Here is an 18715-nt window from a genome sequence, read left to right as displayed (position 1 = left end):
GTTTGGGGTCCGCCGGGGGGGGGGGGGGCGCCGCCCCGGTGCGGGGCGCCGCCCCCCCCCCCCGGCCCCGGCCCCCCACCCCCCCGGGGGGGGCCCGCCGCGGGGGGGGGGGCCCCACGCCCCCCGGACCGAGAGCAGAACGAGAGGCAGGCCGCACATGGCCGAACCGTCCGCGCCCGGGACACCCGGCGAAAGACTGCACCACCCCCAGCTCGAGACCCTCGTCGACACCGCACGCTTCCACGCCGCACACAGTCCGCAGGTCACCGCGGTCGTCTGCGAGGACCGCGACCTCACCTACGCCCAGCTGCACCGTGAGAGCAACCGCATCGCCCACGCCCTCCGCGAGGCCGGGGCCGCTCCCGGCGCCCGAGTCGCCTACCTGGGCAAGGAGTCCGAGCACTACTACGAGATCCTCTTCGGATGCGCCAAGAGCGAGACCGTCCTGGTGCCCGTCAACTGGCGGCTGACCGCCCCCGAGGTCAGCCACGTCCTCCAGGACTCGGGCAGCGAACTGCTCTTCGTGGAGGACGAGTTCGCTCCCCTCCTCGACCGGCTGCCGACCGCCCCGCCGAAGACGGTGGTCCGGCTGGGCGCCGGAAACGGCTTCGCCGCCTGGAAGGCGGACCACCCGGACGCCGGACCCGTCTCCTCCCCCACCCCCGACACACCGGTCGCCCAGCTGTACACCAGCGGGACCACCGGCCTGCCCAAGGGAGTCGTCCTCGCCCACCGGAGCTTCTTCGCCATCCGCGACGCACTGGCGAGCGAGCGGCTCGACTGGATCGACTGGCGGGTCGGCGACGTCGCCCTGGTCGGCATTCCCGGGTTCCACGTCGGCGGCCTGTGGTGGGCCACCCAGAACTTCAACGCCGGGGTGACCGTGGTGGCGATGCGCGCCTTCGCTCCCCGGGACGCGATCGACCTCATCCGTGACAGGGGCGTCACCACCGCCTGCGTGGTCCCCGCCATGTTGCGCATGATGCTGGCCGAACCCAGCGTCGAACCAAGCGACTTCACCACACTCCGCAAGATCGTCTACGGCGGCTCGCCGATCTCCGAGGCCCTCCTCGAAGCGAGCCTGGCCCTGTTCGGCAGCGAGTTCGCCCAGATCTACGGCCTGACCGAGACCGGCAACACCGCCGTGTGCCTGCCGCCCGCCGACCACGTCCCCGGCCACCCCCGCATGAAGGCCGCGGGCCACCCGTACCCGGGGGTCGCCAGCAAGGTCGTCGACGGGGACGGCAAGGAACTGCCGACGGGTGCGGTCGGTGAGATCTGCCTGGCCACGCCGGCCCGCATGGTCGAGTACTGGGGTCTGCCCGACAAGACCGCCGAGACCCTCGTCGACGGCTGGATCCACACCGGCGACGCCGGATACGTCGACGACGACGGCTACCTCTTCATCCAGGACCGCATCAAGGACGCGATCCTCGTCGCGGGCGAGAACGTCTACCCCGCCGAGATCGAGAACGTCCTGGAGCGCCACCCCGGGGTGGCCGAGGCGGTGATCGTGGGCGCCCCCGACGAACGGTGGGGCGAGCGCGTCCACGCCTTCGTCGTGCCCGTGACCGGGCACGAGCCCACCCCACGGGACCTGCACCGGTTCCTCGTGGACCGGCTGGCCCCCTTCAAGCTCCCCGCGGCCTACGAGTTCGTCGAGCACGTCCCGCGCAACCCCAGCGGCAAGATCCTCCGCCGTGAACTGCGCGACCGCTTCTGGAGCGACGCCGACCGCAAGGTCAACTGACCGGCACCCGCCACCCCGTGCGGCTACCAAGAGAGACCACCATGCCTGAGCCCCTGACGCTGGACGCCTTCCGCGCGGATCTGGCGGAGTTCCTGCACCAGCAACCGGACGAAGTCGACCTGGACGAAAACCCCCTGGACGCGGGCCTGGACTCGCTGCGCCTGACCACCCTCGCCGAGCGATGGCGGAGCGCCGGCGCGGAGGTGAGCTTCGTCGAGCTCGCCGAGCGCACCTCCTTCGGCGCGTGGTGGCAACTGCTGTCCGAACGCCAGGCGGGAGCGGCTCATGCCGACGCCTGACCCGCACGCCGAGCGCCACCCCCTCCTCGCCGCCCAGGAGGGCATCTGGACCGGCCACCACCTCGATCCGGACAGCCCCGCCTACAACACCGCCGAATACGTGCGCATCCACGGCCCGGTCGACCCGACGGCCTTCGAGAAGGCCCTCCGGCACGCCGTGGCGGAGACCGAGGCCCTGAACGTCCGCTTCGTCACCGACGAGACGGGCCGGCCCTGGCAGGTGGGCGTCCCCGGCATCGAGTGGGAACCGCACATCGCCGACCTGACCACCGCCGCCGACCCGCACCGGGCCGCCCTCGCGTGGATGGCCCAGGACCTGGCCCGCCCCCTCGACCTGGAACGCGACCCGGTCTTCGGCCACGCCCTGCTGCGCACGGCCCCCGACGAGTTCCTCTGGTACCACCGCGTCCACCACATCGCGCTCGACGGATTCGGCCTGTCCCTGGTCGCGCGCCGCGTGGCACAGGTGTACACGGCCCTGGTGGAGAACGCCCCGCCGGGCGAGAGCGGGTTCGGCACCCTGGAGTCGGTCCGGCGGGAGGAGGCCGCCTACCGCGCCTCGGAGCGCTTCGCCGAGAACCGCGCCTACTGGACCCGGCGTTTCGCGGACCGCCCGGCGGTCCCCAGTCTCGCCGCCGGACAGGCGCTTCCCGCCCGCACCTTCCTGCGCCGCGTCGTCGACCTGGATCCCGACGAGACGGAACGGCTGCGCGCTGTGGCCGGCGACCTGTCGGTGACCTGGTCCGATCTCCTGCTCGCCGTCACCGCCGCCTACGTCCACCGGGTCAGCGGCGCCCCCGAGGTCGTGCTGAGCCTTCCCGCCATGGGCCGCCTCGGATCGGTGTCCCTGCGCGTGCCCTGCACGGTGCGCAACATCCTGCCCCTGCGCGTCGCGGTGGACGAGCAGGACGGCCTGCGGGACCTGGCCGCCGAGGTGGCCGCGGAACTCCGGGCCGGCCGGCCGCACCAGAGGTACCGCTACGAACAGCTGCGGCGGGACCTGAAGCTGGTCGGCGGCGGGCGGCGGCTGTCCGGTCCGGGCGTGAACATCATGCCGTTCGAGTACGGCCTCCGGTTCGCAGGCCACCGCAGCACGGTCCACAACGTCTCCGCGGGGCCCGTCGACGACCTCTCGGTCAACGTGTACGACCGCGCCGAGGGCGCGGGCCTGCGCATCGCCGTCGACGCCCACCCGGACCTGTACGACGAGGCGGACCTGGTCACCCACCAGCAGGGACTGCTGGCGCTGCTGCGCGAGGCCCTCGCCGAGCCGGACCGTGCGATCGGCCGGCGCCCGTGCACCGTCCTGGACGGCGGGCCGCTGCCCGGCCCGGCCCGGCCGGTGCTGAGCCTCATCGCCGGCCATGCCGCCCGGCGCGGTGCCGCCCCCGCCGTCGAGCACGACGGACGGAGCATCACCTACGCGCAGTTGTTCGGCTCCGCGCGACAGCTCGCCCGACGGCTCTCCGCCCGGGGTGCGGGCCCCGGTGCGGTCGTCGCCGTCGCCCTGCCGCGCGGCGTCGACGCCGTCACCGCCATCCTCGCGGTCCTGCTCTCGGGCGCCGCGTACTGCCCGCTCGACCCCGACGCCCCAAAGACGAGGACGCGAGCGCTCCTGGAGAGCCTCCACCCCTCACTCGTCCTCACCCACAGCGCACACGCCGCCCGCTTCGCCGGCCGGCCCGCCCTGCTGCTGGACGCCCCCGGCGACGACGCCGAGGCGCCGCTCGCTCCGGCCGGAACGGCGGACGATCCGGCGTACCTGATCCACACCTCGGGATCCACCGGCCGGCCCAAGGGCGTGGAGATCGGCCACGGCGCGCTGGCCACCTTCGTCGCGGGTGCCGCGCACCGCTACGGCCTGCGCCGCGAGGACCGCGTCCTGCAGTTCGCACCCCTGCACTTCGACGCCAGTGTCGAGGAGGTCTTCCTCACCCTGTGCACGGGCGCCACCCTCGTCGTGCGCACCCGCGAGATGACCGACTCGGTGCCCCGGTTCCTGCGGGCGGTGGACCGGCTGCGGATCAGTGTGCTGGACCTTCCCACGGCCTACTGGCACGAGCTGGCCTACGCGGTCTCCACCGGTGCCGCTCCCCTGCCCGACGGGGTGCGGACCGTCATCATCGGCGGGGAGGCCGCCCTGCCCGAACGCGTCGACCGCTGGAGGGACGCGGTCGGCCCGTCGGTACGGCTGTTCAACACCTACGGCCCGACCGAGGCGACGGTCGTGGCCACGGTCGCCGCACTCCACGACACTCCCGCGGAACCCGGCGACGTACCGATCGGAGTCCCGCTGCCCGGCATGCGCGCGGCCGTCGTCGGCGGCGAGCTCCACCTCCTGGGCGACGCGCTGGCCCTGGGCTACCGCGGTGCGGACGCACCGGACGACGCCCGGTTCGCACCGCTCCCCCAACTGCCCGGGAGTCCGCGGGCCTTCCGCACCGGCGACCTGGTGCGCCTCGGCGACGACGGACAGCTGCGGTTCCTCGGGCGGGCGGACGACGAATTCAAGATCAGCGGACATCGCGTCCATCCCTCCGAGGTCGAGGCCGCCCTCCTGGCCCAGCCGCGCGTCCGCGAGGCCGCCGTCGTCGGACAGGTCCTGCCGGACGGGACGAGGCGGTTGGCGGCCCACGTCGTCCCGGAGGGACCCCCGCCCACCGCCACCGAGGTGCGGGAGGGGTTGCGGAAGGTCCTGCCGGCGGCGATGGTCCCGTCGGCCGTGGAGTTCACCGACCGGCTGCCCCGCACCAGCACGGGGAAGATCGACAGGAAAGCCCTGAGCACCGTCGTGGAGGACGGGGCCGTCCCCGCCGGGGCGGCGGGCGGTCTGCAGGCAACCATCACCCGCGTCTGGGCCCAGGTCCTGGGCGTCGACCGCATGACGCCCGACGACGACTTCTTCGACCTCGGCGCCCAGTCGCTCCAGGCGATACAGGTCGCCAACCGGCTCGGCGTCGAACTGGAGCGGGAGGTCCGCGTCGCCTGGCTCTTCGAGCACCCGACGGCCGCCGGCCTCGCACACCGCATGGAGCACCACGAGAGCACCCCGGCATCCACGCCCGCGCTGCCCGACGCCGTCCTGGACGACGCCGTCCTGGACGACGACGTCCGGCCCGGCGCCTCGCCCCGCACGACCGGTGCACCGCGCACCGTTCTGCTCACCGGCGCCACCGGCTTCGTCGGCCCCCATCTGCTCGCCGAGCTGCTCACCGCCACCGACGCCGAGATCATCTGCCCGGTCCGGGCCGCGACCCCCGCCGAGGCCGCCGACCGCATCCGCCGGGCCCTGGCGGATCAGGAGATCCCGCTTCCGGCGGGCGCCGGACGGATCACCGCCGTCCCCGCCGACCTCGCCCGCCCGGACCTGGGGCTCGGTGCGGCCCTGCTCGCCGAGCTGGCCGGGACCTGCGACGCCGTCATCCACAACGCGGCGACGGTCAGCATCCTGCGCGACTACGGCAGCCTGCGCGCCGCCAACACCGACTCCACCCGCCGGCTGCTGCGGATGGCCGCCGCACGCTCGGTCCCGGTCCACCTGGTGTCGACCCTGTCCGTGGCCCCGCCCCGCAGCAGGAGTCCGGAGGTGCCCGAGACGTTCTTCCCGCCGCACCCGGGTCTGGTCAGCGGCTACCAGCAGTCCAAGTGGGCGTCCGAACGCCTCCTGGAACAGGCGGCCGAACGCGGTCTCCCCGTCACCCTGCACCGCCTGGGCCGTGTGACGGGGGCGCCGGACACCGGCCGGGTGAACCGGCGGGACTTCCTGTGGAGCGTCCTGGCCTCCGGCATCCCCGCCGGCATCGTGCCCGACCTGTTCGAGGCCGAGGTGTGGACCCCGGCGGACCACGTCGCCCGCGCCGTCGTCCACCTGTCCCTGACCGCCGCACCCGGCACGGTCTTCAACCACGCCCCTGTCGCCCCCGTACGACTGGCCGACGTGTACGACTGGGTGCAGCAGTACGGGTACGCGGTCAAGCAGGTCCCGCTGACGCAGTGGCGCAGGGAACTGCCCCGCTCCGCCGACGTGGCGGCGACGACGGGAGCGTTCTTCGACTCCCTCACCGACGACGAGGACGCCGAGCCGGAGCTCGCCCTGGGCCGCGTCCGGGCGGACAACGTGCTGCGCGGGCTCGAGGGCACCGGCATCACCTGCCCGCCGGCCGACCGGGCACTGGTGTTCCGATACCTGGACCACTGCGTGGAAAACGGGATCCTGCCGCCTCCCGGAGGGCGGAACGTCTGATCTCCCGGGAACTCGGCCCCACCCCGCACCGACTACTTGAGCGGAGTCCTTCCCGTCCCAAGGAGATCGTGTGCAGACGAAACGGCCCGCTGCCGTGGCCCTGGCCGGCGCCCTGTGCCTGGCCGCCACGGCATGCGGGGCCTCGTCGTCCCCGACGGCCGAGGCCGCCGCGGACGTGAGCGCCCCCGGATATCCGGTCACCCTCGAGAACTGCGGGCGGACCACCACCTACACCGAGGCGCCCGGCAGGGTGGTCGTCATGAACGGCGCCTCCGTGGCCGAGGTCTCCTCCCTGCTGGCGCTGGGGCTCGGTGACCGCATCGTGGCGAACGCGCAGTCCTACGGCCGCTCCGAAGTCCCGGGCCGGGCCGCGTCCATCGAGAAGCTGCCCACCGGCGGCATCGAGCTCAACGACGCCTACGACGTCCCCCGCGAGGCCGTGCTGGGCCTGGACCCGGACCTGGTGATGTCCACCACGTCGTACGGCTTCGACGCCCAGAACGGCTTCGCGACCCGCGACGACCTCGAGGCGGTCGGCTCCCACACCTATGTGTCTCCGCAGGGCTGTGACCAGGACACCTCCCGGATGACCATCGACGACAGCCATCGACTGCTGCGCGATCTGGGGAAGATCTTCAACGTCGGCGACCGCGCCGAGAAGCTCATCGCCGCGTCGCGTCGGCGCATCGACGACGTGTCGGCCAAGGTGAAGGGCGAGGAGAAGCCCGACGTCATGGTGGTCTTCTCCCACATGAGCATGGGCGGCAACGACTTCAGCTCCATCGCGGCCCACGGCATCTGGAACGACGTCCTCGCCCGAGCCGGAGGCCGCAACGCCTTCTCCTCCGCTTCCGAGTCCGCCTTCGCCGACCTGAGCAAGGAGAAGGTCGCCGCCGAGCAGGTGGACGCCCTCGTGGTGATCAGCTACAACGACCCGGACCCCGAGGCGTACGCCCGCAAACTGCTCAAGGAGTTCCCCCAGTGGCCGGCCGCGAAGAACAGGCGCTCCCTCGTCCTGTCCGACTCGATCTACCTCGGGCCCAGCAACGACCTGGCCGTGGAGAAGATCGCCGAGCTGCTGCACCCGGACGTCTTCCGACGCGACGGGGCCGGCCGGAACGGCTGAAGTCCGCGCTGGTGCCGGTGGTGCTGTCGGCCGTGCTCCTGGGCGTCATGATCGTGGCGGTCAGCATCGGCGCCGTGACCGTGCCGGTGGGCGACGTGTGGCGGATCGTCTGGCGTCATCTGACCGGCGGCGGGGCGGTCGCCGACCCCGCCGTGGACCAGATCGTCTGGAACTTCCGTACTCCGCGCGTCGTGCTGGCCGCGCTGGTCGGCGCGGGGCTGGCCGTCGCCGGTGTGGTGCTGCAGGCCGTCGTCGCCAACCCGCTCGCCGACCCGTACGTGCTGGGCGTCTCGTCCGGCGCGTCGCTCGGCGCCGTACTCGTCATCACGCTCACCGGCGGCGCGCTCGGCGGACTCGGCGTCTCCTCGGCCGCCTTCCTCGGAGCCGCCGCGGCGGCCGCCCTGGTCTTCCTCCTCGGCCGGAAGCAGGGGCGCCTCGTGCCCACCCGTCTGGTCCTGTCCGGTGTCGCCGTGGGCTACTTGTTCCTGGCCGCCACCAGCTACCTGCAACTGCGAGCCACCCCGACCGAGCTGCGCACGGTGATGTTCTGGATGCTGGGCAGCGTCGCCGGCGCGCAGTGGGGGCAGCTCCCCGTCGTCACGACCGTCGTCCTCACCACCACCGTGGTCCTGGCTCTCCTCGGCCGGCGGCTCAACGCGCTGCTCGTCGGCGACGAGCCCGCCACCGCCCTCGGCGTCGACGTACACCGGCTGCGAGCCGTCCTGCTGGCGCTGTCCTCCCTGGTGACCGGCACGGTCATCGCCGTCGCCGGCGGGATCGGCTTCGTCGGCCTGATGATCCCCCACCTGGTGCGCCTCACGACCGGCGCCGACCACCGCCGGCTGCTCCCCCGGGCCGCCCTGGTCGGCGCCGTCTACCTGGTCGTCGTCGACCTGCTCTCCCGCACCGTCGACCGGCCCAACGAACTGCCCCTCGGAATCCTCACCGCCCTGTTCGGGGCGCCCTTCTTCCTGTGGCTGCTGCGCCGCAACAAGAGCCTGGACACCGCATGAAGCTCACCGTCGAACAGATCCACGTCGAGCTCGGCCGCACCCCGATCCTCCACGACGTGAACCTGGAGGCCCAGCCGGGCGACATCGTCGGCCTCATCGGCCCCAACGGCAGCGGCAAGTCCACGCTGCTGCGCACCGTCTATCGCTCGCTGCGCCCCCACCGCGGCGTGGTGCGGGTGGACGGCGACGACGTGTGGGGGCTGACCGCACGCATCGCCGCCCGCCGCACCGCCGCCGTCCTCCAGGACGCCGGCGGCGGCCCGACGGGCATGTGCGTCACCGAGGCCGTGGCCCTCGGCCGCACCCCGCACCACGGGCTCGTCGGCCGCGACAGCACCGAGGACCACGAGGCCGTGGACGAGGCCCTCGACCTGTGCGGCATCCGGCACATGGCCGAACGCGAGGTCACCTGCCTGTCCGGGGGCGAACGCCAGCGCGTGCTGCTGGCGCGCGCGCTCGCCCAACGGCCCCGGCTCCTCGTCCTCGACGAGCTCACCAACCACCTGGACATCCGCGCCCGCTTCGAGCTCCTCGACCTCATCCGGGCGACCGGCATCACCACCCTCGCCGTTCTGCACGACCTCGACCTGGCCGCCCGCCTGTGCGACCACCTGGTGGCACTCCACGCGGGCCGGGTGGTGGCCGCGGGCCCGGTCCTGGAGGTGCTGACGCCCGGTCTGCTGCGCGAGGTGTTCGGCGTGTCCGCCACCGCCGACCGCCACGCCGACGGGGTCGTACGCATCACCTACGGAGCCCAGCCCCTCGCTCCGGAACGGCTGTCGGGGGCCGAAGTCGGCTGACGGGACGGTCGTACTGCGTCCCCCGGCGGACCTCGGCCGCCGCCTCCGCGCCGTCGAGCCGCTCCACCAGGCGGAACGCCATGTCGATGCCGGCGGACACCCCCGCGCCGGTGACGACGTCGCCGTCGTCGACGTACCGCTCGGCGGCACGGACGTCGATCGTGCCGTCGACGGAGCCGGCTTCCCGGCGAAGTCGCGGTGCGTGGTGGCGGGGCGGTCCTGCAGCAGCCCGGCCGACGCCAGCACGAGCGAGCCGGTGCACATGCTCGCCAGGAGCACCCCCCGGCCGTGCAGTTCCCTCAGCCGGTCCAGGTGCGCGCCGTCGTCCTCCAGCGAGCGCGTGCCGTCACCGCCCGGGTGGATCAGCACGTCGAGCGCGGGGGCCGTGCCGGGGTCGTGGTCCACGCCCAGGCGAAGTCCCTTGGCGCAGCGCACCCATCCCTCCTCCCGGCCGACCGTGACCAGGCGGACGGGAGCCGTGGCGACGTGTGCGGCCCGGAAACCGAGGACCTCCCACGGGCCGACGACATCGAGTTCCTCGGCGTCCTCGAACACGAAGACACCGACGGTCAGCGACGACTTCATGCCGACGAGCTCACCCGCTCTCCTCGCGAGCCGACCGGTCCGGGCCTGACCTTGTCACGGGTGCCGGCGACGGATTCGACGGACGCGACCCGAAGGAATGACGTGCGCGTGGCGGCCCCGGTGCCGCGTCCGGTCCCGCGCGGTCCACCGTCATGTCCGGTGAGCGGCGGGCGAGTCACCCGGACGGGGCCCGGCCCGTGGTGACCCCGCCGCCGGCGGGCACGGCCGCCTCCGCGACCGGGAGGGCACCCGTGCCCACGGACGCGGCCCGCCGGTGTCCCGGGCGAGGCCCGGGGGCCCCCCCCCCGGGGGGGGGGCCCCGCCCCCCCCCCCGGCCCCCCCGGGGGGCCGGGCCCCCGCCCCCCCCGGGGGCGGCCGGCCCGGCCCCCCCCGGGCGCCCCCCGCCGTGCAGGGCCGCTCCGGCTCGGCGAGCAGATCCAGCAGCGTCGCACGGGCCCGGGCCACCCGCGAACGGATCGTCCCGACGGGGCAGTCGGTGACGTCGGCCGCCTCCCCGTACGACAGACCCAGCAACTGGGTGAGGACGAAGGCCTCGCGGCGCTCGTCCGGCAGCGTGGCCAGCAGGTCGAGGAGCGCTATGCCCTCCTCGAACCCCGGCACGTCGACCGGCTGGGCCTGTTCGGCGGCCCGCCGCCAGTCATGACGATCGGCCAGGCGGGGCCGCGCGGCGGCACGCCGGAAATCGTCGATCACGGCCCGACGCGCGATCGACAGCAGCCAGGCACGGGCCGAGGAGCGTCCCTCGAACCGGTGCAGGCTGCCCAGCGCCCGTGCGAACGTCTCCTGGGTCAGATCGTCCGCCGCCTGCGGGTCGGCGCTCAAGTGGGCGACGTAGCGAAGTACGTCGCGGTGCAGGGCCCGGATGAACCGCTCGACGGCATCCGCATCGCCGCCTCGGGCGGCCAGCGCCCATCCGGTGATCAGTCGGTCGGCTTCTTCTGTCGTGTCGTGCTTCTTGTGTTTCTTGCGGCGCCCGCGTAATGCGGGCAGGGCAGGAGCAAGCACCTGGTGTCCTTCGCGAATCACGCATGGAACGGCGGCACGCGGACACGCCGGTTCCAGCAACAAAGGGGACGGCGACCGTGCGCGGGCACGGCCGCGTACCGAGGCCGGGCGTCGACGACACCCGAAAGGCGGCCTCGGGAAACCTGCTGTCCTAGACGACAGCCGGTTCCCCGGGCGGGCCTCTGGTGGTGATCGCGTGAACGAGAGGAAGGCGGTACGGCGCCCAGCGCGAACGGGTCCGCCGCACCAGACGGCGCGGGCGACGCGGCAGCGGAGGCAGGGTGCGCGCCCACCGCAACGGCGCGGCCAGCCAGCCGGCCACGGCGCGCAGCAGACGGTGGGCGGCGCGCTCGCCGTACCCCAGCCACAGGCCGCACAGGACGGCGGCCACCAGGTGGGCCCCGGACATGCCGAGCGACGGCAGACCGCTCACCAGCCAGTGCCCCGGGCCGGCCTCAGCGCCTGCGCCCGGGTGGGCCGAGTGACTCATGCCCGTGTGCGTCCGCATGAGCACGGAGTGCGCGTGCATGCCGCTCATGTCCATGGAACCCATGTCGTGCCCCATGGACCCCGTCGGCATCGCGCCCGTTCCGCCGCCGGCCGTGCCCGGGGCCGTGGCCCCTGCTGCCGACTGCGCGAGCGCGAACCCCCAGTGGAGCGCCGTCTGGGCTCCGACCACGAACGACACGATCAGCGTCAGCCCGCGTTCCCGGCCGGCCGCCGTCCAGCCGACGCCGCCCGTCGCCACGACCCCGGCCAGAAGTGCCCACCAGGGCACGGCGCAGCCCGACATCATGAGGTGCCCCACGGCGGCGAGCAGCACGCACACGACCGCGAACATTGCGGCCCGTACCGTACGCGCGCACCACCCGGAATCCATGACGGGCTTCATCCTCGCACCCGAAGTGCGCTCGTCATGGATCAGTACGCACATTTCACCGAGTGCCCCACTCGAAGAAACACAGGTGGTTCAGCACTTGGCCGATCCGGGGAACTCATCGCGTCTTCGAGCCGACTTCTCAAGGGGAATTGCATCTCCTGGGAAGTGCCTCCCGGATTTCTGTTTCACGAACTCACGGAGGCGAGGGGTCAGCGGGTGGGTGGGACGAACTCGGGCCGGTCGAGCAGGCGGAGCCAGCTTCCGTCGGGCTGGCGCCGGACCACCTGGGCCCGGGCACCGGCCCCGTCCTTCGGCGGGGTCGAGGTGAGGGCGATGCCGTCGCTGATCAGCGTCGGCAGCGGTTGCTCCGGCTCGAAACGGGGACGGTCGGCCAGCACCTTCTCCCACAGCGAGCCTTCGCCGAGCCCGGCCCGGTGATCTCCCCGTGAACCCGCGGGACGCCCCCCTGACCGCGCCCCCGTCCGCTCCAGGGTGCACGTCCTGACCTGGGCCCGTCCGGTGGAGCACGCACCACGGCCCTTACGCTGGACCTCATGTCCCCTCATGATCATGTTCGACTGCGCCCTGTCGCCGAGAAGGACCTCGATCTGTTCGAGCGCCTCCACGAGGATCGTGCCGAGCTCGGAGAGCACGGCTTCTTCGGCTACCGCAATCCGGGGCACCTTCGTCGGCAGTGGGCCGAGCACGGTTTCCTCTCCGCTCAGGGCGGACGCCTGACGATCGCCGGGGAGGACGACCGGTTCGTCGGCGAGGTGCAGTGGCACGAGGTGCTTCAGGGCCCGGCGTCACCTTGCTGGAACATCGGCGTGTCCCTGCTCACCGCCGAACGCGGCAAGGGCTACGGCAAGCAGGCCCAGCGTCAGCTCGTCGAGTACCTGTTCGCTCACACCAAGGTCAACCGGATCGAGGCGAGCACCGAGGTGGCGAACGTCGCCGAACAGCGCGCCCTGGAGTGGGCGGGCTTCACCCGCGAGGGCGTCCTGCGCGGCGCCTGCTTCCGCGCCGGCGCATGGCGCGACATGGTCATGTACTCGGTGCTGCGCGCGGAGGTCGTCACCGAGAAGTGAGTCCGCGGGCGCACGGCCGCGCGGAGCGGTCCCGGCTCGACCGGACGGCGTGACCGAGGACCGCGCACCGGACCACCGCTCGGCGCCGTACTCCTCGAACCGCTCCCCCTCGGTGAACCCCGGCTTCGCCGCGAGGCGCATCGCGCGGCCGCGGGCCACCGATGCAGGTGCCGACCTCCGGCGAGGCGAACAGCATGTCAGGGGGCCTGCGGGGCGGCACCGGCCGCCTCCGGGGACCTGCCGGTCCCGGCGGCGCGGCACGGGCGCACCGACGTCGACCGCCGCCCGTCATGGAGCCCCATCTTCCGCTTCACGCCCGGCAGTTCGCCGCTTGCGGCGCCACCCCCCGGGGCACTCGGAACACCCGACACCACGAACTCCGAGGAGGCATCCATGACGCGATCGGACACACCGCACCGGCCGGGGCTCGGCACACTCGAGGCCGGGACCAGACAGCGTGCGCAGTTGCCCACCCGCATCGCCGACATCGCCTGGAGCGCGTTGTGCGTCGTGGTCGCCCTGTGGACGGTGTGGGCCTCCGTCGGCGCCGTGCGGGGGACGACCGCCTGGGGGTACTGCGCCGTGTCCTGGGTTCTGCTGGCCGTCGCCCTGGCCATGCGATTCGTCGTCGTGCGCCGTCGGGCGCGGCTGTGACGGGGAGGCACCCCTGTGGAACGCGTCAACCACTTCTTCGGCAAGCACCTGTGGCTCCAGGTCGTCCTGTCCGTCCTCGTCGCCTGCGCCTGCGTCCTGCTGCTGTTCCCGGAGCGCTCGGTCGCCTCCGTACTGACGCGCACGGCCTTCGCCTCGCTCGGCGGGGTCGCCGTGCTGATCGCCGTGCGGAGGAAGGAGAAGCGGGCCGCCGGAGGGTCGGCGGACAGCCTCGTGTCGTTGGACGAAAAACTGCGGCGGGGTGAGGTGCCCACCGCCCCGCAGCAGCGGCAGGCCATGCGCGATCTGGTCGAACAACGTCTGCACCGCATCCGGCACCGCAGGGTGGCCCAGGGCTTCCTGGCCCTCCTCTTCTGCGCCGTCGTGGTGCTGACGGCGCTCACCGCGGGCCCGCGTCAGACACTCGGCATGGCCCTGTTCAGCGGGGGCTTCCTGATCTGGCTCGTCCTGTACGGCAACCTCCAGCACAAGCGGCTGCGCAGCATGCACGAGGCGCTCACCGCCGACGGCGCCGTCCAGGACCGTCCGCAGTGAGCGTCCGAAGCCCGCGCCCGAGCCGGCCTCACCCCTGCGCGGGCGGCTTCCCCGTTCGGTGTCTCACCTGGCGTCGAAGGTCTCCCGTGCCCGTTCGATCCGGGGCAGGTACGTCCGCGCCCAGTCCAGGAGGGCATCGACGGGAGGGCGCATGGTCTTGCCCAGCGGAGTGATCCGGTACTCCACCGCGACAGGCCTGGTGCTCACGACCTCGCGCTCGACGATGCCGTTGCGCTCCAGCCTGCGCAGGGTGGCGGTCAGTGACTTCTGCGTGACCGCGGGAATCGCGCGACGCAGGTCGTTGAACCGGCGCGGCCCTTCGCACAGCTCACCGAGCACGCTCAAGGACCACTTGTCCAGCACTTGGTCGAGCAGTTCGCGGTGCGGTGCCGGAATGCTCAGCTCGCTGTCACGGGAGGCGGTGGTATCGGTCATGAAACCTGGTCTCGTTGAAGTGTCCTGCGTCTCCTAGGTATCAAAGCTATACCAGATCCGTCACCGGAAGGAGACCGCCATGCCCGTTCAGCGCTTCACCCCCGAGGGCTTGCTGCAGCCCACGCCCTACCACCACGTCGCCGTCGGCACGGGCCGCAGGCACGTTCACGTCAGCGGGCAGACCTCCGCCCTCGCGGACGGGACGCCCGTCGCGGAAGGAGATCTCTCGGGGCAGGTCGCGCAGGCGCTGCGGAACACCGCACGCGGTCTCGCCGGCGCCGGCGCGACGTTCGACGACGTACTGCGGCTGACGATCTACGTCACCGAATGGAAGCCGGAGAAGATGGGCGCCTTCATGGCGGGCGTCGAAAGCGTCGCGGACGAGATCGGACTGCCCCGCCCCCTCCCCCCGTCGTCGCTCATCGGCGTCGACTGCCTCTACGCGCCCGGTGTCCTCGTCGAGATCGAGGCCACCGCCCTCGTCGACTGAACCGACCGCTTCCACGGGCCCGCCCGCGCGGGTGAAGGGACCGCCCCCTCGGCGGCGCACCCCCGCGGGCCGCGTCCGTCACGAACGCTCCTCGGGCCGCGGAGGCGACGAGAACCCGCGACCACCCTCCGCACACCCTCGCTGACCGACCGCGAAGCGCCCGAACCGGCTTGCTTAAGCACAGGTTAAACGGGCCTTAAGCGTGCTTCGGGACGACGCGGTTCCTCAAGTAACCGCAGGTCAGGGGGATTTGAAGGCTTCACGTTCCGGTTGGCGGGAGCAACGGTCATGCGTATCGTCTGGCCCACCGCCGGCGCCCACGGTGCTTCAGAGAGCGCTCTCAGACCCAGGTCTGTCCCCGCCCTCGGCAGGCACTGCCCGGCGCCCGGTCCGGAAGCCCCAAGAAACCGAGGTGTGTTCACCCATGGCCGCTCATCGCGCACGCAGATGGTCATTCGGAGGACTGGCGGTCCTGATGTCCGCCGCCCTCGCCTCCGCCGTCCTCATCAACACGTCCGACGCGGCGACGAACCGCGCGGACGCCGCTACGACGACGACGTGGTCCGACGACTTCGACGGGGCCGCGGGCAGCGCGCCCAGCTCCTCGAAGTGGACCCTGGAGACGGGCGGCGGCGGCAACGGCAACCACGAGCTCCAGTACTACACGAACAGCACCGGCAACGCCGCCCTCGACGGGAACGGCAACCTGGTCATCACCGCCCGCAAGAACACCGACTCCGGCCTCCAGTGCTGGTACGGCACCTGTCAGTACACCTCGGCGCGGCTCAACACGGCGAGGACCTTCACCCAGAAGTACGGCCACTTCGAGTCCCGCATCAAGGTCCCCCGGGGCCAGGGCGTCTGGCCGGCGTTCTGGATGCTGGGCGACGACCTCGGCACCGCCGGCTGGCCCAACAGCGGCGAGATCGACATCATGGAGAACGTCGGCAAGGAGCCTGGCACCGTCCACGGCACCCTCCACGGCCCCGGTTACTCCGGCTCAGGCGGCATAGGCGCCGCGTACACCCTGCCGAACGGAAAGTCCTTCGCCGACGACTTCCACGTCTTCGCCGTCGACTGGAGCCCCTCCGCGATCACCTGGTCCGTCGACGGTCAGGCCTACGAAACCCGCACCCCGGCCGACGTCAACGGCAACAAGTGGGTCTACGACCACCCGTTCTTCCTCATCCTGAACTTCGCGGTCGGCGGTGACTGGCCCGGCAGCCCCGACGCCGGCACGGCCTTCCCGCAGACGATGACCGTCGACTACGTGCGCGTCACCACCTCGGACTCCGGTTCCGGCACCGGCGGCACGACCCGCACGGGCGCCATCAAGGGCATCGGCGGCATGTGCGTGGACGTCGCCGGCGCCGGCACCGCGGACGGCACGCCGATCCAGCTGCACGACTGCAACGGCAACGACGCCCAGAAGTGGACCCTGGGCAGCGACGGCACGGTGCGGGCCCTCGGCAAGTGCCTGGACGTCCAGGCGGGCTCCCACGACGACGGAGCGGTCGTACAGCTCTACACCTGCAACGGCACCGAGGCCCAGCAGTGGACCTACACCGCCGCCCGTGACCTGACCAACGTCGGCGCCGACAAGTGCCTCGACGCCAAGGGCAACTCCTCGGCGGACGGCACCCGCCTGCAGATCTGGACGTGCTCGGGCAACGCCAACCAGAAGTGGACCATCGGCTGAGCCCCCGGCACGGCGCCCCCACCACCACAGTCCCCGCCCCTTTCCCCACGAGCGCCCCGGCTCCCCCATGGCCGGGGCTCCAAGGAGCACCCCTCATGGCACCCCGTCACCAGCGCAACCTGACCCGCCGGAAGATGCTGTTCGCCCTCGGCGGCGCGGCCGTCGGCGTCCCGGCGATCGCCGCCGTCGCCCCGCACGCCCTCGCGGGCCAGAGCGACGGCTCGTCGACGGCGGCGAGCGGCTCACTCCCGGTGACCGTCGTCAACAACAGCGGCTCGTTCAGCAACACCTCGGTCCACCTCTACGTCGTCGGAAACCTCGACGGCAAGCAGGTACGGCTCACCGCGGACGGCACCGTCGTCCCCGTCGCCCTGTCCGACAACGGCGCCGACGGCTACACCGACTACGCCGTCCCGCTCGCGAGCAGCGGCGTGACCAAGCTGTCCCTGCCCTACATGTCCGGTCGCATCTACGTGTCGCTCGGCGCGAAGCTCAAGTTCAAGGCCGTGGCCGACGGCAACGGCAACGCCGCCCTCCAGTACCCGGCGGGATGGGTCGCGTCGGACCCCAACTACGGCGTCCTGCACGACTGTGCCGAGTTCACCCACAACGCGGCCGGCATGTTCTGCAACACCACGATGGTCGACATGTTCAGCGTCCCGATGAGCATCCGCCTCACGGGCGTCAAGGACCAGACGACGGGCACCCTGCGCGACGGCGGCCGGGCCGCCGCGTTCGCCGCGGTCAAGCAGGTCGAGGAGTTCGCCCGGCTGGTCGTGGACGACACCCGCGTCATCGCTCCCGGCCACGGCCTGGACGCCGGGCTGTTCCCCGAGGACTACTTCGCCCCGTACATCGACGAGGTGTGGAGCACCTACACCGGCAAGGACCTGAAGGTCACCACGAACGCCGGCACGTTCACCGGCCGTGTGCGCGGGGACCGGCTCACCTTCGACGGCCCGGCCTCCGTCTCCTTCGCCAAGCCCTCCACGCGCGACGTCCTCTTCTGCGACGGCAACCTCGCCGCCCCGAACGACGGGACCACCGGCCCCGTGGCCGCGGTCCTGGGCGCGGGCTTCAACCGCTCGACGCTCCTGAGCCACCCCGCCCAGCCCACCACCGACCCCGCCGCCTTCTACCGGGCCGCCCTGACGAACCACTACTCGAAGGCCGTCCACGCGGCCACCGAGGACGGCAAGGCCTACGGCTTCGCCTTCGACGACGTGGCCGACTTCGCGTCCTACATCCAGGACACCGGCCCGACCGGCTTCACTCTGACCCTGACGGCGTTCTGAGGTCCGGCTCGCCCGGTACTGCCGCAGCGGCCGGTACGGCACCGCACTCCGGGAGTGCGGTGCCGTACCGCGTTCCGGACCGCCCGGAGAAACCCGGTGGATCGGCTTCGGTTCCGCACGCACGGGCCTCAGACGTGCAGCTCCTGCGGGAAACCGGTCCAGCGCAGCTCGGCGGGGAGGTGGCCGGTGTCGTTGAACAGGAGGACCGCCGGGGGGCGGTCGGGTGCGTAGCGGATGACGGTCAGGGCCGCGTTGGCGTGGTTGATGCCCAGCCACCGCCACTTCGGCGCGTCGAGGGCGGCCCGGACGAGCCAGCCGACGAGGAAGTTGTGGGTGACGACGAGCTCGTGGCGCGGTTCGTCGCCGACGACGGGCCCGGTGAAATCCGCGAGCGCCGCCGCCGCGAGCCCGGGGCCCCGCTCGCGTTCCTCGGCCGGGAACCGGTCCAGGAACGCGAGCCAGGCGTCGACTGCCTCCGGCGGCAGCTCCTCGCGCGTCGGCAGGTGGGGGATGTAGTCGCCGGCCGCTTCCGAGCGACGGCGGGGGACGCCGTCGAGCCGCTCACCGACCAGCCGGGCGGTCTGTTCGGCACGGGCGAGAGGCCCGTGGTGGATCGCCGCCAGCGGGACCCCGCGGAGCCGCTCCCCCAGCAGGGCGGCCTGCCGGCGGCCCGCATCCGTCAGTTCGCTCTCGTCCGGCGACGCCTCGCCGTGGCGGGTGAGATAGAGGTAACGGGCGGCCGTACCGGTCATGAGCGCGTCCTTCCCTGAAGTCGATCTT

At 72.6% G+C, this 18715-nt stretch carries 15 protein-coding genes and 3 pseudogenes; 12 read left to right on the top strand and 6 right to left on the bottom strand.

Annotated elements, in window-relative coordinates; translation table 11 throughout:
* The first annotated feature begins 157 nt into the window (after positions 1 to 157).
* The 6 genes from ACH4F6_RS15145 (at position 158) to ACH4F6_RS15120 (ending at position 9231) form a co-directional block, all read left to right on the top strand.
* Complete coding sequence (locus tag ACH4F6_RS15145; protein WP_397960590.1) at positions 158 to 1750, top strand: long-chain-fatty-acid--CoA ligase; 1593 nt, start codon at positions 158 to 160, stop codon at positions 1748 to 1750.
* Between the two features lie 41 nt (positions 1751 to 1791).
* On the top strand, positions 1792 to 2049 hold the full coding sequence (locus ACH4F6_RS15140; RefSeq protein ID WP_397960589.1) for a phosphopantetheine-binding protein: 258 nt from the start codon (positions 1792 to 1794) through the stop codon (positions 2047 to 2049).
* Positions 2036 to 6292, top strand: a complete 4257-nt coding sequence (locus ACH4F6_RS15135; RefSeq protein WP_397960588.1) for an amino acid adenylation domain-containing protein — start codon at positions 2036 to 2038, stop codon at positions 6290 to 6292. The genes ACH4F6_RS15140 and ACH4F6_RS15135 overlap by 14 nt, the downstream gene beginning before the upstream one ends.
* 70 nt (positions 6293 to 6362) lie before the next feature.
* Positions 6363 to 7418: an ABC transporter substrate-binding protein gene (locus tag ACH4F6_RS15130; protein ID WP_397960587.1), complete on the top strand. Its 1056-nt coding sequence runs from the start codon at positions 6363 to 6365 to the stop codon at positions 7416 to 7418.
* A 47-nt stretch (positions 7419 to 7465) separates the two neighbouring features.
* Positions 7466 to 8431 (top strand): FecCD family ABC transporter permease, encoded by a 966-nt coding sequence (locus ACH4F6_RS15125; RefSeq protein ID WP_397960736.1) that lies wholly within the window; start codon positions 7466 to 7468, stop codon positions 8429 to 8431.
* Positions 8428 to 9231, top strand: a complete 804-nt coding sequence (locus ACH4F6_RS15120; protein WP_397960586.1) for an ABC transporter ATP-binding protein — start codon at positions 8428 to 8430, stop codon at positions 9229 to 9231. Before ACH4F6_RS15125 ends, ACH4F6_RS15120 begins: the two co-directional genes overlap by 4 nt.
* 249 nt (positions 9232 to 9480) lie before the next feature.
* On the opposite strand, the pseudogene ACH4F6_RS15115 reads toward ACH4F6_RS15120, so the two are convergent.
* The 4 genes and pseudogenes from ACH4F6_RS15115 to ACH4F6_RS15100 all read right to left on the bottom strand — a co-directional run.
* A pseudogene (locus ACH4F6_RS15115) lies at positions 9481 to 9816 on the bottom strand (DJ-1/PfpI family protein); the annotation flags it as partial.
* 411 nt (positions 9817 to 10227) lie between these two features.
* A pseudogene (locus ACH4F6_RS15110) lies at positions 10228 to 10842 on the bottom strand (sigma-70 family RNA polymerase sigma factor); the annotation flags it as partial.
* Positions 10843 to 10993: 151 nt separating this feature from the next.
* A complete protein-coding gene (locus ACH4F6_RS15105) occupies positions 10994 to 11683 on the bottom strand; it encodes a hypothetical protein (RefSeq protein ID WP_397960585.1) in 690 nt (229 codons plus the stop codon).
* 248 nt (positions 11684 to 11931) lie between these two features.
* Positions 11932 to 12135, bottom strand: a pseudogene (locus ACH4F6_RS15100) (DUF4440 domain-containing protein); the annotation flags it as partial.
* A 141-nt stretch (positions 12136 to 12276) separates the two neighbouring features.
* On the opposite strand from ACH4F6_RS15100, the gene ACH4F6_RS15095 reads away from it, so the two are divergent.
* The 3 genes from ACH4F6_RS15095 to ACH4F6_RS15085 all read left to right on the top strand — a co-directional run bounded on the left by ACH4F6_RS15095 (position 12277) and on the right by ACH4F6_RS15085 (position 14016).
* Positions 12277 to 12810: a GNAT family N-acetyltransferase gene (locus ACH4F6_RS15095; RefSeq protein WP_397960584.1), complete on the top strand. Its 534-nt coding sequence runs from the start codon at positions 12277 to 12279 to the stop codon at positions 12808 to 12810.
* 393 nt (positions 12811 to 13203) lie between these two features.
* Positions 13204 to 13464, top strand: coding sequence for a hypothetical protein (locus ACH4F6_RS15090; RefSeq protein ID WP_397960583.1), 261 nt, complete (start codon positions 13204 to 13206; stop codon positions 13462 to 13464).
* A 15-nt stretch (positions 13465 to 13479) separates the two neighbouring features.
* Positions 13480 to 14016, top strand: a complete 537-nt coding sequence (locus ACH4F6_RS15085; RefSeq protein ID WP_397960582.1) for a hypothetical protein — start codon at positions 13480 to 13482, stop codon at positions 14014 to 14016.
* Positions 14017 to 14079: 63 nt separating this feature from the next.
* Here the strand turns inward: ACH4F6_RS15085 and ACH4F6_RS15080 are convergent, their stop codons facing one another.
* Complete coding sequence (locus ACH4F6_RS15080) at positions 14080 to 14451, bottom strand: winged helix-turn-helix transcriptional regulator (RefSeq protein WP_397960581.1); 372 nt, start codon at positions 14449 to 14451, stop codon at positions 14080 to 14082.
* Positions 14452 to 14530: 79 nt separating this feature from the next.
* Between ACH4F6_RS15080 and ACH4F6_RS15075 the strand changes: the two genes are divergently transcribed.
* The 3 genes from ACH4F6_RS15075 to ACH4F6_RS15065 all read left to right on the top strand — a co-directional run bounded on the left by ACH4F6_RS15075 (position 14531) and on the right by ACH4F6_RS15065 (position 17935).
* Entirely contained in the window at positions 14531 to 14941 is a 411-nt protein-coding gene (locus tag ACH4F6_RS15075; protein WP_397960580.1) for a RidA family protein, read from the top strand.
* A 424-nt stretch (positions 14942 to 15365) separates the two neighbouring features.
* Positions 15366 to 16640: a ricin-type beta-trefoil lectin domain protein gene (locus ACH4F6_RS15070; RefSeq protein ID WP_397960579.1), complete on the top strand. Its 1275-nt coding sequence runs from the start codon at positions 15366 to 15368 to the stop codon at positions 16638 to 16640.
* Positions 16641 to 16735: 95 nt separating this feature from the next.
* Entirely contained in the window at positions 16736 to 17935 is a 1200-nt protein-coding gene (locus ACH4F6_RS15065) for a beta-1,3-glucanase family protein (RefSeq protein ID WP_397960578.1), read from the top strand.
* Positions 17936 to 18063: 128 nt separating this feature from the next.
* Here the strand turns inward: ACH4F6_RS15065 and ACH4F6_RS15060 are convergent, their stop codons facing one another.
* Positions 18064 to 18687 (bottom strand): histidine phosphatase family protein, encoded by a 624-nt coding sequence (locus ACH4F6_RS15060; RefSeq protein ID WP_397960577.1) that lies wholly within the window; start codon positions 18685 to 18687, stop codon positions 18064 to 18066.
* Positions 18688 to 18715 lie beyond the last annotated feature (28 nt).

Source organism: Streptomyces sp. NPDC017936 (assembly GCF_044328485.1).
Taxonomy (GTDB): Bacteria; Actinomycetota; Actinomycetes; order Streptomycetales; family Streptomycetaceae; genus Streptomyces.
This window is presented reverse-complemented; position numbering and strand designations above follow the sequence as displayed.

Coding starts and splice junctions, on each gene's coding strand:
- ACH4F6_RS15070 (WP_397960579.1), top strand. CDS start 15,366: ATGGCCGCTCATCGCGCACGCAGATGGTCATTCGGAGGACTGGCGGTC.
- ACH4F6_RS15095 (WP_397960584.1), top strand. CDS start 12,277: ATGTCCCCTCATGATCATGTTCGACTGCGCCCTGTCGCCGAGAAGGAC.
- ACH4F6_RS15135 (WP_397960588.1), top strand. CDS start 2,036: ATGCCGACGCCTGACCCGCACGCCGAGCGCCACCCCCTCCTCGCCGCC.
- ACH4F6_RS15125 (WP_397960736.1), top strand. CDS start 7,466: ATGATCGTGGCGGTCAGCATCGGCGCCGTGACCGTGCCGGTGGGCGAC.
- ACH4F6_RS15145 (WP_397960590.1), top strand. CDS start 158: ATGGCCGAACCGTCCGCGCCCGGGACACCCGGCGAAAGACTGCACCAC.
- ACH4F6_RS15080 (WP_397960581.1), bottom strand. CDS start 14,451: ATGACCGATACCACCGCCTCCCGTGACAGCGAGCTGAGCATTCCGGCA.
- ACH4F6_RS15120 (WP_397960586.1), top strand. CDS start 8,428: ATGAAGCTCACCGTCGAACAGATCCACGTCGAGCTCGGCCGCACCCCG.
- ACH4F6_RS15065 (WP_397960578.1), top strand. CDS start 16,736: ATGGCACCCCGTCACCAGCGCAACCTGACCCGCCGGAAGATGCTGTTC.
- ACH4F6_RS15075 (WP_397960580.1), top strand. CDS start 14,531: ATGCCCGTTCAGCGCTTCACCCCCGAGGGCTTGCTGCAGCCCACGCCC.
- ACH4F6_RS15105 (WP_397960585.1), bottom strand. CDS start 11,683: ATGTTCGCGGTCGTGTGCGTGCTGCTCGCCGCCGTGGGGCACCTCATG.
- ACH4F6_RS15090 (WP_397960583.1), top strand. CDS start 13,204: ATGACGCGATCGGACACACCGCACCGGCCGGGGCTCGGCACACTCGAG.
- ACH4F6_RS15140 (WP_397960589.1), top strand. CDS start 1,792: ATGCCTGAGCCCCTGACGCTGGACGCCTTCCGCGCGGATCTGGCGGAG.
- ACH4F6_RS15060 (WP_397960577.1), bottom strand. CDS start 18,687: ATGACCGGTACGGCCGCCCGTTACCTCTATCTCACCCGCCACGGCGAG.